The organism is Piscicoccus intestinalis NBRC 104926, from assembly GCF_001515525.1.
Taxonomy (GTDB): domain Bacteria; phylum Actinomycetota; class Actinomycetes; order Actinomycetales; family Dermatophilaceae; genus Kineosphaera; species Kineosphaera intestinalis.
The window spans coordinates 23,159-36,722 of sequence record NZ_BCNQ01000039.1; the positions used below are offsets into that span (position 1 = coordinate 23,159).

Below are 13,564 nucleotides of genomic sequence, written 5' to 3' on the forward strand. Positions count from 1 at the left end.
GAGCGTCGAGAGGAACCGATGATGGCCAGCTTGATTGATGTCGCGAGCGACGAGCGCACTGCGAGGATGGTGCTGTCGATGCTCGTCGAGCCCAATGACCCGGTGACAGGACGTATCTTGTCCAGGCTGGGCGCGGTCGAGACGCTTTGGCTGGCTGAGCACGACGGTGCAGTGGTCGGGCTGAGCCCGGTGGACGCGCAGGTCTGGCGCGACCACCTCAGCGCGCCAGGCACAAAGGAACTGACCGCGCGCATCGACCAGGCGCAGCAATCGGGCGTTCGAGCGCTCATTCCGGGCGATAGCGATGGGCCCACCGCCGTCAATGAGCTTGGCGAAGTCGCTCCCTACGTTCTGTGGATTCGCGGCGCGTCATCCTTTTCTCTCACGTCCGATGAGCGATCTCGTCACGATCACCGGCGCTCGGGCATGCACCTCATACGGTGAGTATGTAGCCCAGGAACTTGCCAGTTCCGTTGCCGGCGACGAACGGGTTGTCGTCGCGGGAGGTGCCTACGGCATCGAAGGCGCGTCGCACCAGGCCGCCCTCGCCGCAGGCGGCGACACGATCGCCATCCTCGCCAACGGAGTTGACCGCCCGTACCCTGTCGGCCATCGCGACCTGCTTGATCGCGTCGCCGATGTTGGCCTTCTCGTTAGCGAGGTTCCGCCCGGTGCCGTCCCAACCCGACACCGGGTCATCGCCCGCGCCCGACTGATGGCTGCGCTGTCCTCCGCGTCGGTCATCGTCGAAGCGGGCGCGCGATCTGGCTCACTGCTGGTTGCCCAGCGAGCCGCCGAACTCGGCCGACGTGTCGGAGCCGTCCCCGGACCAGTCACGAGCGCTGCGAGTGTGGGACCGCATCGCCTGCTGCGCGATGGCACCGCGTCCTTGGTGGCGGACACTTCGGACCTTGCCAGGTTGGTGGAACGAGACCAGGCACCGCGAGTAGGGGTCGACAGGGAGCTTGTCCTCCCTCCTTCGCCCTCTCCGACGCGCACGCTGTAGCGCGCCGGTCAGTGGTGGACGACGGAACTGAAATCAGCGAGCGCTTCGAGTGAGATCACCCGGTGGCACATCCTCGGAGAGCTCCTGCCAGTGCTGCCGCTGCGAGCGGTACTCACGGGCGCGAGCCCTTACGAGGAGAACGACGCTCACCGGGCCGATGGCCATCATCTTGAGAGCGTTCCAGAAGCAGAGCAGGACTACGAGGTGGAGCCATCCTGGGCCGCCGTGTTCGATGAGGGTGGTGCACCAGAAGGCGATGGCCAGGTAGGGGCCGGCGAGCAGCATCGCGGGGACGCCCCACTTCAGTCCCTTCCTGGTGCGGATCAGGTCGAGCACGATGTTGCTCGGCATGTAGCGGCGCAGGAAGTAGCGGACCTCGGCGCTGGCTGTCCACAGTAGGCGGACCATGATGGGCTCCTCTCAACACGCGAGTCGTTGTCGAGACGGTGCGTGGAGAGTGACCCGAAGGTCTGCCGCGAGCGGCCCAAAGGTAAGGAGAAATCCGCCTCACCTTCAAGGCTACGCCGCGGTGCGGACATTGGGAAGGGTCAGATGTCGCGCCCAGGTCCGTGCTCGGTATGCGTGATTGCCTGGAGACCGGCCTCTGTCTGACGACTCCCATCAGCGACCAGCTGACGTACCTTGTCGAGTGCGGATCGTGCTCGCGCGGCGTCGATCTTCTGCGCGGCGGACTCGGGTGGGGCGCCGAGGGGTGCGTCGTCGGTGATGCGGTATCGGTCTCGGTAGGCGGCGATCACGCGTGCAGACTTGCGCCAGTCTGCGGCACGTCGTCGGTCGGCGGGCGGCGCTCCAAGAGCCGTCGTCCACGGTGCGCTCTCGGCAAGGGCGTCGTCGAGTACGGCGTCGGCGCGTGTCTCGATCAGTGCTTCTCGCTCGTCGAGGGCCGCTCGCATCTCGGCGCTGATGGCCCCATATGCCGGTGGGACGAGGCCGGCGATGAGTCGCGCGCTCATCGACGAGGCCGGGTGCCGACACCGGCTTGCGGCGCCGCTGGCGACGTGGGAATCGCTCCGCAACCCGGATCGGCAAGGGCGCGACGTCCCAGATTTCGTGCGCGTACAGCTGAAGGAAAGACGGGTTTCCCGCGGCGCGCTCCAGCACGAGTGTCACGGCCGCCTCGTCCCAGGTGACTCCGAGATCGACAGCGGGCCGCAGGAGAGCCTGGTCGCGGGCACCATCTTCCAGGTTGCCCAGGCTCTCGAATCGAAACCTCCCGCGAACGACGCCGCTTCGGTGATGCGGTCCTGGGTGTTGCTCATGCCTGCGGTGACCAGCGCCGCGGGCAAGGGTCCGGCATCGGACCGGCCACGCCGACGAGGACGCGCTCCAGCATCCCCACCTGACGTTCGCGCCCCGGGGTGAACGTGACCGCCACTCCGGGCAGGTACGGCGAGAGGAGATCCGGCGCAACCGCGGCCTGATGCCTACGCATCGCAGGGCGTGACGCTACGCTGCCACGATGCGGACGACGGTCACGCTCGATCCCGACACCGAACGTGTGGTGCGCGAATCGATGGAGCGGCCAGTGAGGGACGTCGACGTGCGCACCGACGAGGCGATCGAGCACGTCCTCGCCTGGCTGAGCACACCCCGCGCCCGCACGCTCGAGCCCTGACGCCGTGCTGCACCGCTGGGCCCGGGACACCTGGACCGGCCTGCGGTCGCTCGTCGATCCGTCCCCGCTCCCCGCCGACGCCGTGGCGGCCGACCTGAGCCCGACCTCACTGGCTCCGCACACGTCACCGAGCAACATCGCCGGATACCTCTGGAGCGTCGTGTGCGCCCGCGACCTCGGACTCATCGACGAAACCGAGTGTCGGCACCGGCTCACCGCCCTCTTGGCGACGCTGAGTTCGCTTCCCCGCCACGAGCCGTCGGGCCTGTTGCTCAACTGGTACACGACCTGCGGCGAGCCGCTGGCCAGATGGCCCGGCACCGGCCGACGCGTCACGCCGTTCGTCTCGACGGTCGACAACGCCTGGCTCGCCGCCGCCCTGCACACCGCCGCCGCAGCGGTCCCCGCGCTCGCGACAGAAGCGGAGGCGGTCCACGCACCGATGCGCTTCGCCGCCCTCATCGACCCCAGCCCACCCCAAGGCACCGGGCCCCTCCTGCGCGGCGGCTTCTGGACCCGCTCGCCCCGCCGGGAGACGGTCCGCGCCGCCTACGGTCCGCTCACCGAGCCGGTGCACTACACCCGCCACCACTACGCGCTGCTCAACTCCGAGACGCGAATCGCCTACTACGTCGCGATAATCCGCGGCGACCTCGGCACCGACGGGCTAGGCCCCCTGATGGCCCCGCAGCGCACCTACCGCGGCCACCGGGTCATCGCGACGTGCGGCGGCTCGATGTTCGAAGCGCTCGCCCCCGAACTGTTCGTCCCGGAGACCGAGTGGGCGCCGCACACCTGGGGAGCCAGCCACGCCGCCACGGTCGCCGCCCACCAGGCCTACGCTCGCGCACGGGGATTCGCGGCCTGGGGGTTCTCGCCCGCCGCCTGTCCCGGCTCCGGGTATCGCGAGTTCGGCGTCGCCCCGATCGCCTGGCTCCCCCGCGGGTACCGCAGCACCTACCGCGGCGAGCCCGTCGTCGCCGCGCACGCCGCCGCCCTCGCCCTCCTGCACGACCCCGACGCCGCGACGAGCAACCTGCGCCGGCTCGCAACGGAGTTCGGCTGCTACGGACCCGGCGGCTTCATCGACTCCGTCGGACTGACCACCCGCACCACCGCCGCCCGCCACCTCACGTTCGACACCGCGATGACGCTCGCCGCCCTCTCGGTCGCCCTCGGCACCGGCGGACTACGCCGCTGGTTCTGCACCCCGCGGGTCACGAGCGTGCTGCGCCCGGCCGTCACCGCCTCCCCGAGCGACCCCGACGAACAACTCGAACGACGCTGACAACTGCGTGTCGCGGTGAGAACTGCAGCACGAACAGCGGTCACGACCACGACGCGCAGTCCGAGGAAAGTGGGCGACCGGTTCGTCCACCCGAGGGAAGTAGGCGACAGGTTCGTCGTCGAGGGAAGCGGGCTCGCGTGACAGACTCGCTCGGATGAGCGTGGATCTTGCCTCTGAAATCGCGGCGTGGCCGGTGGGGTCGGCATCGGTGGCGGTGGTGAACGCCGACGGGATCGTCGACATGCACGACGACGGCCGACGCCAGAAATGGGCGTCGGTGACGAAGATCGCAACCGCGCTGACGATCCTCGACGCCTGTCAGGAGGGCGTGGTCTCCCTCGACGACGAGCTCGGCCCGCCCGGCTCCACGCTGGCGCACCTGCTCGCCCACGCCTCGGGCATGGGCCCCGATGAGCGCGAGGCGATGTCGCCGCTGGAGAAGCGGCGCATCTACTCCAACGCCGGCTACGAGACCGCCGCCGGCCACCTCGCGCAGGCCACCGGCAGCCCCTTCACCGAGGAGCTCAACGACCGCCTGATCGAGCTGCTCGACATGAGCGACACCCGTCTCGAGGGCTCGCCCGCGCACGGCATGGTCGGCACGATCGGCGACCTCGCGACCATGGCTCGCGAACTCCTCGCCCCCAGCCTCGTGCTGAACCAGGTCGTCGAACTCGCCTCCACCCTGGCCTACCCCGGGCTCGACGGCGTGCTGCCCGGCTACGGGCGGCAGAGCCCCAACGACTGGGGGCTGGGCTGCGAGATCCGCGACCACAAGTCGCCGCACTGGACCGCGCCGGAGAACTCCCCGGCGACGTTCGGCCACTTCGGTCAGGCCGGCAGCTTCTGCTGGGTCGACCGCGACGCCGGCCTGGCCTGCGTGAGCCTGAGCGACACGCCCTTCGGCCAGTGGGCGATCGACGCCTGGCCGCCGCTGTCGAGCAAGGTGCTCGCCGCCTATCGCTGAGCGGCCCCGCCCGTCGACGCGTGAGTCGCTGGCTCACGGATCTACGAGATTCGGCCCGAAAATCTCCAAGTTCAGGGCCCAAAAATCTCCAAGTTTCGTGGGCGAAAATCTCCAAGTTTCAGGTCACACTGAGGCCGTGGATCCCAACCCGTTCCCCCGGTTTCTCGGCCCACTGGTTCAGGAGACTCTGTCTGACACACCGGTGGTCGTCATTCAGGGCGCTCGGCAGGTCGGCAAGAGCACGCTCGCCACCATCACCGGATCCGACAGACCGAGCCGCACGGTCACGCTCGACGACGAGCTGACCCGCGGGATCGCCAGGGACGACCCAGTCTCGTTCCTGCAACAGGCGGGTGACCATCTCGTCATCGTCGACGAAGCACAGCGCGCCCCGGAGCTGATCCTGCCCTTGAAGGCGGAGGTCGATCGCGACCGTCGCCCCGGTCGGTTCCTGCTCACCGGATCGGCAGATCTCCTGCAGGTCAAAGGGGTCGGTGACTCGCTCGCGGGCCGGGCGGAGTCGGTGGAACTACTCCCCTTGAGCCAGGGAGAGCTGGCGCGCCGACCCCAGCCTGAGGACTTCGTCGCCTGGATCCTCACGTCGCCCAGAGCACCCATCCTGCCCCGGCTCGACCGCGCCGACGTGGTCCGCGGCGGCTACCCCGAGCCGGCCCAACGGCAACCCGGCCGGGCGGCGCGCTGGTTCGACAACTACGCTCGCCGACTCGCCGACCACGACGCTGCAGACCTGCATCAGGGCGGCTACTCCGACGACCTGGGGCGGCTACTCGCGATCGTGGCAGCCGGAGGCCTGAGCGAACTCGTCAAGGCGAAGGTGGCCCGAGACCTCGGCGTCTCCGAATCCACCGCGGACTCCTACCTGCGACTCATGCGAGTGATGAGACTGCTTGTCGAGGTTCCCGCCTGGGGGCGCTCGGCACGCGGCCGCGTGATCCGACGCCCCAAGGTCGCCCTCACCGACACTGGGCTCAGCGCTCAGCTCGCCGGCCTCGGCTCAGGCGACAGCACGGCCGCCGCGGTCCGTGAGCAAATCGGAGCACTCGTCGAGCAGTTCGTCGCCCTGGAGTTACTCAAACAGCGGGGATGGAGCGCACAGCCATACGACGTGCATCACTTCCGCGATCCCGACGGCCTCGAGGTCGATCTCGTCCTCGAGCTGCGCGACGGCCGGCTGATCGCCATCGAGGTCAAGAGCGGTCAGACCGTGACGGCCAAGGCGTGGACCGCACTGGAACGGTTCTGCCGCCGGTTCCCGGATCGAGAGGTCACTGGCGTCGTGCTTCACGGCGGCACGCAGAGCGTCTCCCTGCACGGGTGGCTCCACGTGCTCCCGATCACCGCGCTGTGGCAGCACCCGTAGCCGCCAGATCCCGCGGCCAGACTGCGCCGTGCCCGCGCCCGTCCCTCGGCCCGGCGGCGGCACCCTGAACACCCATGACCCCCAAGCAAACTGAGAAGATTCTCAGGTATAACGATTAAGCAAATCCGGCCGTCCTTAGGGACGGCGACCCGGACGGGTGAGTTCTAAGCTCCCGCTACATGAAACCGCTTGTGATCAGGAGCGCCCTCGTGGCGTCGGTCGGTGGGCTCATCTTCGGCTTCGACACCGCAGTCATCTCGGGCACGACAGAGCAGCTCAAGGCCTATTTCGACCTCAGCGACGCCTACCTCGGCTGGGCCGTGGGCATGGCGCTGCTCGGCACCATCACCGGCGCCCTCACCGCCGGTAAGCCGGCCGACCGCTTCGGACGCAAGCCCGTGCTGTTCGTCATCGGCATCCTCTACCTCGTCGGCGCCCTCGGGTCGGCGTTCGCGACGAACATCGTCATGCTCGAGATCTTCCGGTTCCTCGGCGGACTCGGCGTCGGCGCCGCCTCCGTGTGCGCCCCGATCTACACCGCGGAGATCGCGCCGGCGAAGGTGCGTGGCCGGCTCGTCGGCCTCGTGCAGTTCAACATCGTGCTCGGCATCCTGCTCGCCTACCTGTCGAACACGATCGTGCGCGCCGTCGTCGCCAACCACGAGACCGACTGGCGCTGGATGTTCGGTGTCATGGCCGTGCCGTCGGTGATCTTCCTGCTCATGCTGTTCACCGTGCCGGAGACCCCGCGCTGGCTCATGGCCAACGGCCGCACCGAGCAGGGCCGGGCGGTCATCGCTCGCCTGACGATGAACGACGAGGAGGCCCGCGGCCAGGTCGCCGAGATCGAGTCCTCGCTCAGCGCCGCCGCGAACGCCCCGTCGGTGCCGTTCTTCACGCGCCAGCACGTCAAGGTCATCCTGCTCGCGTTCACGATCGCGATGTTCAACCAGATGTCCGGTATCAACGCGATCCTCTACTACGCCCCCGTCGTCATGGAGCGGGCGGGCGCGAGCACCGACGCCGCGTTCATGATGAGCGTCGCCGTCGGCTTCATGAACCTCATCGCGACGATGACCGCGCTAACGGTCATCGACAAGATCGGCCGCCGCTCGCTGATGATCGTCGGCTCGATCGGCTACCTCATCAGCCTCGGGTTCCTCTCCGGCCTGATGTTCTACTACGAGCGGGTTCGTGGCGGTGAGTTCACCTCGACCTCCAGCGTGCTCGTGCTCATCGGTCTGCTCGTCTTCATCGCCGCCCACGCCTTCGGCCAGGGCTCGGTGATCTGGGTGTTCATCTCCGAGATCTTCCCCAACCGCATCCGCGGTCGCGGCCAGTCGCTGGGTTCGCTGACGCACTGGGTGTTCGCCTGGCTGACGTCGACGTTCTTCCCGCCGGTCATCGCGGCCCTCGGCGGCGGCGTGGCCTTCGCGATCTTCTTCGTGTTCATGCTCGGCCAGCTCATCTGGGTGCTGCGTGTCATGCCGGAGACCAAGGGCGTGCCGCTGGAGGAGATGGAGGCCAAGCTCGGGCTCACCCACGACCCGAACGACTCCTCCGACCCGCTCGCGGCCAAGGGCCACTGAGGCCCGCGGAGCATCCTGGCCGGCCTGCGCCGGCGACCCGTTGCTTCGGGAGCCGGTGGTGAGCGGTTCGTCGCTCACCACCGGTCCCGGGCGACCACCTCTCGGACGCCGTCCGTGAGATTCCGGGGGGAAACTCGAAAGTTTCGACAAACGGCGCCGTGTGTTCGCCGTTTCGTCACTACGGTCAGACCTGGATCCCCGACCCAGAGGCACCCACAGGCGCGGCGCCGCGCCCGCCCGGAGTCGGGATCCGCACTCGGGCGCGCGCACCCGCCCCGCCCGGCCGAAAGATTCGCGGTGGAAAGGGCACTGATGTCCGGGGACGTCCTGTGTATTGGTGAAGCGCTCATCGATGTCGTCATCAGGGAGGGTTCCGATGCGGTGGAGCACGTCGGTGGCAGCCTCCTCAACGTCGCCGCCGGCGTGGCCACGCAGGGCCACCCCGCACACATCTGCGCATGGTGGGGCAAGGACGAGCGCGGCGACCGGCTCGCGAGGTGGGCCACCGACTCCGGCGTCTCGATCGTGCCGGGCACCGACTCGGCGGAGAAGACCGCGGTCGCCTACGCGATGCTCGACGATCAGGGCCGCGCCACCTACGAATTCGAGCTCGAATGGGTCGTTCCGCCGCTGGGTGACCTGAGCCGGTTCAGCCACCTGCACACCGGCAGCATCGCCGCCACCCTGGAGCCGGGCGGCACCCAGGTCGTCGACACCGTGCGGCGCATCAAGGACCACGCGACGATCTCCTACGACCCCAACATCCGGCCGGCGCTCATGGTCGAGCCCGCCGCGGTCGCCGGGCGCGTCGAGGAGATCGTGGCCCTCGCCGACGTCGTCAAGGCCTCCGACGAGGACGTCAACTGGCTCTACCCCGACGAGCCCGTCGAGGACGTCATGCGCCGCTGGATCGCCGCCGGCCCGTCGATGGTCGTGCTCACCCGCGGGCCGTGGGGCGCCTACGCGCTGCTCGCCGGCAACCGCGACATGCTGCACCTGGACCAGATGTCCGTGACCGTCGGTGACACCGTCGGCGCCGGCGACTCGTTCATGGCCGGGCTCATCTCCGGGCTGCTGGAGGCGGGGTTCCTCGGCTCGTTGGAGGCCCGCGACCGGCTCCGGAAGGCGGGTTGGTCGGACGTGCAGCCCGCGCTGCACAAGGCCGTCATCACCTCCGGACTGACCGTGAGCCGCAACGGCGCCTACGCGCCCACCCCCCAAGAGGTGCAGGCGGTCGTCGACGCCGACGCGACGTTCGCCTGACCGCCGCTCAGCTCTCAGCCGCCGGTCGATCGAGGCCCCGCCGCGTTGTGCGGCGGGGCCTCGGCGCGCTGGTCAGCCCCGGCGCACGGAGCTCGACGACGGCCAGATCGTCGACGTGCCGCCCACGACGACGCGCCAGTCGGCGGCCGCCGCGGAGTTGACCCGCACGCCCACCGACGCCCGCCCCCCGGCGTCGGTGCGGCCCTGCGGGGTCTGTCTCCACTCGCACGTCGGGCACGTGCGGCGCTGGAAGTGCACCGCGGCATTGCGCCACGGCACATAGCGATTGCGGCCGAGGCGGTAGTGCGCCACGGTCGCCCGCAGCGCGACGACGTCGCCGGTGCGCTGCACGCTCACCGCGGCTCGTGACCGCGCTTTGAGGACGACGGGGCGGCCGGCCTGGCGGACCGGCTCCCCCTCGACGGTCGCGCCGGCGGGTCGCCAGGTGGCGACCCCGGGCGGCATCGTGTCGCGCACCGTGAGGACGGCGGCGCGTCGGCCGGGGGTGAAGACGAGGGTGCCCAGCCGGCCGGTGCCCGCTCGCACCAGCGCCCACGAGGCGCTGCCGCCGGTCGGACAGTGCGCGCCGAGTCGGTACGTGACGCGTTGCCGCGGCGCGCCGACGGAGACCGTGCCCGGCCCGACCACGGTGCACGCCCCGGTGCTCACGGCCGGCGAGGCGTGCGCGGCGGGGGTTGACGGCGATGCCTGCGCGGCGGGGGTGGCCGGCGAGGCGTGCGCGGGGGCGGCCCCCGTGCTCAGCGCCAGGCTCAACGCCGCCGCGACCACCCCTCGTTGTCGCATGCTCATGACACATTGCCTCCCTGTGACGAGGTGAGCCGATGCGCGCCGCTCCCAACGACGCCCGCCGGCCGGGTGGGGGTCCCGCCCACCGTCATCAGGCGTACCACAGGGGCGCCGCCGCCCGCCGGGCCCGCGTGCGATGCCGGAGGCACCTGTCCGTAACCGGCGCCTACTGTGTTGTGGTGAGCGATGCACACAACACCCCCGACGGACCCCACGCCGGCTCCCCCGCCGGGAGCGAGTCCGGCTCCGCCGGCGGGCCCGAGATCGGCTCCGTCGACGGTCCCAACACCGCCTCACACGGCCCAGCCGAGAACGACGAGACGAGCCTGCGCGACCGCCCGCTGATGCCCCCGGACCTGCTGGAGCACGCCCTGGCCGCGCGCGGGTTCATGCCGCCGCCCGAGGGTCGCCGGCTCTTCGAGGAGGCGGTGCGCGCGCTGCGCGACGGCCCCGGCCTGGAGGTCGGCACGTGGTGCGGCAAGTCCGCGGTGTACCTCGGCGCGGCGGCCCGGCTCACCGGCTCCACGGTGTTCACGCTCGACCACCACCGCGGCAGCGAGGAGAACCAGCCGGGCTGGGAGTACCACGACCCCACCCTCGTCGACCCGGAGGCGGGCCGGATCGACACGCTGCCGTTCTTCCGCCGCACGATCACCCGCGCGGGGCTGGAGGAGGAGATCGTTGCGATCGTCGGGCGCGCCCCGACCGTCGCGCGATACTGGCGAACCCCGTTGGCGCTGTTGTTCATCGACGGCGGGCACACCGACGAGCACGTGACCAACGACTACGAGGGCTTCGGCCCGTGGGTGGCGCCGGGCGGCACCCTGATCTTCCACGACATCTTCGAGCACCCCGACGACGGCGGCCAGGCCCCGTGGCGCTGTTTCACCCGCGCGATGGCCTCCGGCCAGTGGACCCTGGCGGGCGAGTGCGGCTCCATGCGCATCCTGCGCCGCCGCCCCTGACCCCCACCGCGTACCGGCCGAAGACTGCCCTTTCGGCCGGCGGCTAGGGTTCCGGCACGAGCCCTCGACCGAAAGGGCAGCCTGCGGCCACGTGAAGGGGAGCCGGGGTCAGTCCTCGTCGGCGCGGGGGTCTTCGAACTGCTCGACGGTCCACTCCGAGCGCAGCACGGCGTACAGGTAGCCGTCGCGGTAGGCGCCCGCCCGCCAGTGGGCGCCGCGCACAAGACCCTCGCGCTGGAACCCGACCCGCTCCAACGCCCGCTGCTCGGCGAGGTTCTCGACGTCGGTGTGGGCCTCGACGCGGTTGGTCGTCGTGTGCCGGAAGAACATGTCGGTGAGCTGGCGCTGCGCCCGCACGCCGAGGCCGCGACCGCGCGCCTCCGGCCGCAGGTAGATGCCGATCATCGGGCAACGGCTGCCGCCCGTCGGGCCCCACTGCACCCAGTGCCAACTCACCTCGCCGCGCGCCGGGCCGTCGCTGTCGAACGCCACGACGAGCCCGCCGTCGTCGTCGAGGCGGCAGGAGCGGTCGGGGTTGACGGCCTGCGGCCCGAAGTCGTCGAACGGCGACTCCCGCGCCGCGAGCAGGTCATGGTCGTCGTGCCGGTACGGGCGCAGACAGGACATGGCACGCACAGTACGCCGCGACCTCAGGAGCCGTCAGCCGAGCGCCGATTCGCAGCCGAAGACGCGGGCCGTCGGGCTCCCCGGGGTCAGGGCGTCGACCGCCAGGAGCACCGCGGCGCCGGTCCAGCTGGACCGTTCGATCGGCCACCGCTCCCCGTCGGTGTAGACGTAGCCGGTGTGGAACGCGCCGCCGGGGTCCCGCAGGTGCTGCATGTCCGCGATGAGACGGGTCGCCCGCGCACCGTCCCCGAGGCGGGCCAGCGCGATCGCGAGTTCGCACGTCTCGGCGCCGGTGACCCACGGGTGGTCGTCGACGCAGTGGATCCCCAGGTCGGGCACGACGAATTCGTCCCAGCGCCCCGCGATGCGGCGGTGCGCGGCGGCGCCGTCGAGGGCGCCGCCGAGCACGGGGTAGTACCAGTCCATCGAGTACCGGGACTTGTCGAGAAAGGCCGCCTCGTTCGAGCGCACGGCCGCCGAGGCGGTGTCGGCCGCGAGTTCCCAGTCGGGTCGGGTCGTTCCGAGCAGTTCGGCGAGGCGGGCGCCGCACCGCAGGGCGTGGTGGATGCTCGAGGTGCCGGCCAGCAGCGCCTCCCCGCACGGCACTCCGTCGTCGATCGCCCAGGCGAACCCGCCGAACGGCAGCTGCGCGGCGACCACCGCGTCGAGCGCCGCCGCGACCGTCGACCACATCGCCTCGACGAACCCCCGGTCGCCGCGGGCGCACCAGTGGTGCCACACGCCGACCGCGACGTAGGCGGTCATGTTCGTCTCGGCCGCCGGGTCCACGACGCTGGGGCCGCGGGGGCCGGCCAGCCACTCGCGCGGCCACGTGCCGTCGGGCCGCTGATCGCGGGCGAGCCATTCGTAGGCCGCCTGCGCCCGGGCGTCCCGACCGGCGACGAGCAGCGCCATCGCGCACTCGACGTGGTCCCAGGCGTCGATCTTGCCGGCGGTGTCGCCGCGAGTCTCCCACGCGATCGCGCCGTCAGCCGACTGGCAGGAGGCGATGTAGTCCGCGGTGGCGGACAGCTCCGCCAGCTCGGGCAGGGCGACGAGGGCGGTCACGACGGCTTGCGCGCGTACAGGACGAGGGACTTGCCGAGCACCGGGTCGAGCGCCTTCTCGGCGGTGCGCGTCAGTCGGGGCGCAGACATCATGTCCCACACCAGCATTCGGTGGTAGGCGCGCACGGCCGGGTGGTCGTCGTTGTCGACCCCGACCGCGCACTTCAGCCACCAGTACGGCGCGTGCAGCGCGTGCGCGTAGCCGTGGCCGACCACGTCGAGCCCGGCCTGCGTGAGCTGCCCGGCGAGCTGGTCGCGGCGGTAGATGCGCACGTGGCCGCCCTCGACCTCGTGGTACTCGTCCGACAGGCGCCAGCAGATGCGTTCGGGCCAGGCCCGCGGCACGGTGACGGCCATCGTGCCGCCGGGGCGCAGCACCCGCACCGCCTCCGCGATCGCGCGGCGGTCGTTCGGCACGTGCTCGAGGATCTCGGAGACGACGAGCCGGTCGAAGTCGCCGTCGGCGAACGGCAGGTCGAGCGCGTCACCCCGGCAGGTCGACGCCCCGCCGGGGGCGCCCTGACCCTCGAGGGCCATCGCCGCGAACATCGCCTCGACGTCGGCGAGGTCGTCGGCGTTCTGGTCGAACGCCACCACCTGGGCTCCGCGCCGGTAGAGCTCGAAGGCGTGCCGCCCCTGCCCGCAGCCCAGATCGAGGGTTCGTTCGCCCGGCTGCACGCCGAGGCGGTCGAAGTCAACGGTGAGCACGCAGGGCGCTCCTCTCGCTCGGATCACTCGGCTGGATCGGCTGGGCCGGCTGGGCCGGTTCGGTCGGCTGGGCCGCTTCTGTCGGCTGGGGCGGTTCGCTGCGCGGAGTCCGGCCGGTCACCGGCTCCGGTGGCGCGGCGACGGGTTCGGGCCCGAGGCCGACGAGAGCGGCGGCGGGCGCCAGGCCGCGTTCGTCCTGCCGGGCGCTGATCGCGGCCCGGTACGCGGCGACGGTGGCGCGGGCGACGGCGGGCCATGAG

15 protein-coding genes and 1 pseudogene are annotated in these 13,564 nt (G+C 70.9%); 9 read left to right on the forward strand and 7 right to left on the reverse strand.

Going from position 1 to position 13,564, the window contains the following annotated elements:
* The first annotated feature begins 21 nt into the window (after positions 1 to 21).
* Both PINTE_RS24240 and PINTE_RS24245 read left to right on the forward strand, forming a co-directional pair.
* On the forward strand, positions 22 to 444 hold the full coding sequence (locus PINTE_RS24240) for a hypothetical protein (protein ID WP_245642858.1): 423 nt from the start codon (positions 22 to 24) through the stop codon (positions 442 to 444).
* Complete coding sequence (locus PINTE_RS24245; protein ID WP_245642859.1) at positions 392 to 1,006, forward strand: DNA-processing protein DprA; 615 nt, start codon at positions 392 to 394, stop codon at positions 1,004 to 1,006. Before PINTE_RS24240 ends, PINTE_RS24245 begins: the two co-directional genes overlap by 53 nt.
* 33 nt (positions 1,007 to 1,039) lie before the next feature.
* On the opposite strand, the gene PINTE_RS08320 is transcribed toward PINTE_RS24245, so the two are convergent.
* The gene (locus PINTE_RS08320; RefSeq protein WP_068428594.1) at positions 1,040 to 1,414 is read right to left on the reverse strand and encodes a sulfate permease; all 375 of its coding nucleotides are present in this window, start codon (positions 1,412 to 1,414) and stop codon (positions 1,040 to 1,042) included.
* A gap of 140 nt (positions 1,415 to 1,554) precedes the next feature.
* Positions 1,555 to 1,980, reverse strand: coding sequence for a hypothetical protein (locus PINTE_RS21840; protein WP_174524003.1), 426 nt, complete (start codon positions 1,978 to 1,980; stop codon positions 1,555 to 1,557).
* Positions 1,981 to 2,486: 506 nt separating this feature from the next.
* On the opposite strand from PINTE_RS21840, the gene PINTE_RS22645 reads away from it, so the two are divergent.
* From PINTE_RS22645 to PINTE_RS08345, 6 genes are all read left to right on the forward strand, one after another.
* Positions 2,487 to 2,642, forward strand: coding sequence for a hypothetical protein (locus tag PINTE_RS22645; protein WP_157087133.1), 156 nt, complete (start codon positions 2,487 to 2,489; stop codon positions 2,640 to 2,642).
* Positions 2,643 to 2,646: 4 nt separating this feature from the next.
* Positions 2,647 to 3,930 (forward strand): glucoamylase family protein, encoded by a 1,284-nt coding sequence (locus PINTE_RS08325; RefSeq protein WP_068428597.1) that lies wholly within the window; start codon positions 2,647 to 2,649, stop codon positions 3,928 to 3,930.
* A 154-nt stretch (positions 3,931 to 4,084) separates the two neighbouring features.
* Positions 4,085 to 4,897, forward strand: coding sequence for a serine hydrolase domain-containing protein (locus tag PINTE_RS08330; protein ID WP_068428600.1), 813 nt, complete (start codon positions 4,085 to 4,087; stop codon positions 4,895 to 4,897).
* Between the two features lie 202 nt (positions 4,898 to 5,099).
* Positions 5,100 to 6,278, forward strand: a complete 1,179-nt coding sequence (locus PINTE_RS08335; RefSeq protein ID WP_217996538.1) for an ATP-binding protein — start codon at positions 5,100 to 5,102, stop codon at positions 6,276 to 6,278.
* Positions 6,279 to 6,457: 179 nt separating this feature from the next.
* A complete protein-coding gene (locus PINTE_RS08340; RefSeq protein ID WP_068428606.1) occupies positions 6,458 to 7,867 on the forward strand; it encodes a sugar porter family MFS transporter in 1,410 nt (469 codons plus the stop codon).
* A gap of 312 nt (positions 7,868 to 8,179) precedes the next feature.
* Positions 8,180 to 9,130, forward strand: coding sequence for a PfkB family carbohydrate kinase (locus PINTE_RS08345; protein WP_068428609.1), 951 nt, complete (start codon positions 8,180 to 8,182; stop codon positions 9,128 to 9,130).
* Positions 9,131 to 9,202: 72 nt separating this feature from the next.
* On the opposite strand, the gene PINTE_RS08350 is transcribed toward PINTE_RS08345, so the two are convergent.
* Positions 9,203 to 9,940, reverse strand: a complete 738-nt coding sequence (locus PINTE_RS08350) for a hypothetical protein (protein ID WP_157087134.1) — start codon at positions 9,938 to 9,940, stop codon at positions 9,203 to 9,205.
* A gap of 176 nt (positions 9,941 to 10,116) precedes the next feature.
* Here PINTE_RS08350 and PINTE_RS08355 point away from each other — a divergent pair, with 176 nt between their 5' ends.
* Positions 10,117 to 10,902, forward strand: coding sequence for a class I SAM-dependent methyltransferase (locus tag PINTE_RS08355; RefSeq protein ID WP_245642861.1), 786 nt, complete (start codon positions 10,117 to 10,119; stop codon positions 10,900 to 10,902).
* Between the two features lie 108 nt (positions 10,903 to 11,010).
* Here the strand turns inward: PINTE_RS08355 and PINTE_RS08360 are convergent, their stop codons facing one another.
* The 4 genes and pseudogenes from PINTE_RS08360 to PINTE_RS23885 form a co-directional block, all read right to left on the reverse strand.
* Positions 11,011 to 11,529 carry a GNAT family N-acetyltransferase gene (locus tag PINTE_RS08360; RefSeq protein ID WP_068428614.1) on the reverse strand — a complete coding sequence of 173 codons (519 nt, stop codon included), beginning with the start codon at positions 11,527 to 11,529 and terminating at the stop codon, positions 11,011 to 11,013.
* A 33-nt stretch (positions 11,530 to 11,562) separates the two neighbouring features.
* On the reverse strand, positions 11,563 to 12,597 hold the full coding sequence (locus PINTE_RS08365) for a prenyltransferase/squalene oxidase repeat-containing protein (protein ID WP_068428617.1): 1,035 nt from the start codon (positions 12,595 to 12,597) through the stop codon (positions 11,563 to 11,565).
* On the reverse strand, positions 12,594 to 13,304 hold the full coding sequence (locus tag PINTE_RS08370; RefSeq protein ID WP_068428620.1) for a class I SAM-dependent methyltransferase: 711 nt from the start codon (positions 13,302 to 13,304) through the stop codon (positions 12,594 to 12,596). The genes PINTE_RS08365 and PINTE_RS08370 overlap by 4 nt, the downstream gene beginning before the upstream one ends.
* A pseudogene (locus PINTE_RS23885) lies at positions 13,291 to 13,564 on the reverse strand (hypothetical protein); the annotation flags it as partial. The gene PINTE_RS08370 and the pseudogene PINTE_RS23885, both read right to left, overlap by 14 nt.

What these genes read in the sequence shown, in the direction of transcription:
- PINTE_RS24240 (WP_245642858.1), top strand. Translation starts at nt 22, where the DNA reads ATGGCCAGCTTGATTGATGTCGCGAGCGACGAGCGCACTGCGAGGATG.
- PINTE_RS24245 (WP_245642859.1), top strand. Translation starts at nt 392, where the DNA reads ATGAGCGATCTCGTCACGATCACCGGCGCTCGGGCATGCACCTCATAC.
- PINTE_RS08320 (WP_068428594.1), bottom strand. Translation starts at nt 1,414, where the DNA reads ATGGTCCGCCTACTGTGGACAGCCAGCGCCGAGGTCCGCTACTTCCTG.
- PINTE_RS21840 (WP_174524003.1), bottom strand. Translation starts at nt 1,980, where the DNA reads ATGAGCGCGCGACTCATCGCCGGCCTCGTCCCACCGGCATATGGGGCC.
- PINTE_RS22645 (WP_157087133.1), top strand. Translation starts at nt 2,487, where the DNA reads ATGCGGACGACGGTCACGCTCGATCCCGACACCGAACGTGTGGTGCGC.
- PINTE_RS08330 (WP_068428600.1), top strand. Translation starts at nt 4,085, where the DNA reads ATGAGCGTGGATCTTGCCTCTGAAATCGCGGCGTGGCCGGTGGGGTCG.
- PINTE_RS08340 (WP_068428606.1), top strand. Translation starts at nt 6,458, where the DNA reads ATGAAACCGCTTGTGATCAGGAGCGCCCTCGTGGCGTCGGTCGGTGGG.
- PINTE_RS08345 (WP_068428609.1), top strand. Translation starts at nt 8,180, where the DNA reads ATGTCCGGGGACGTCCTGTGTATTGGTGAAGCGCTCATCGATGTCGTC.
- PINTE_RS08350 (WP_157087134.1), bottom strand. Translation starts at nt 9,940, where the DNA reads ATGAGCATGCGACAACGAGGGGTGGTCGCGGCGGCGTTGAGCCTGGCG.
- PINTE_RS08360 (WP_068428614.1), bottom strand. Translation starts at nt 11,529, where the DNA reads ATGTCCTGTCTGCGCCCGTACCGGCACGACGACCATGACCTGCTCGCG.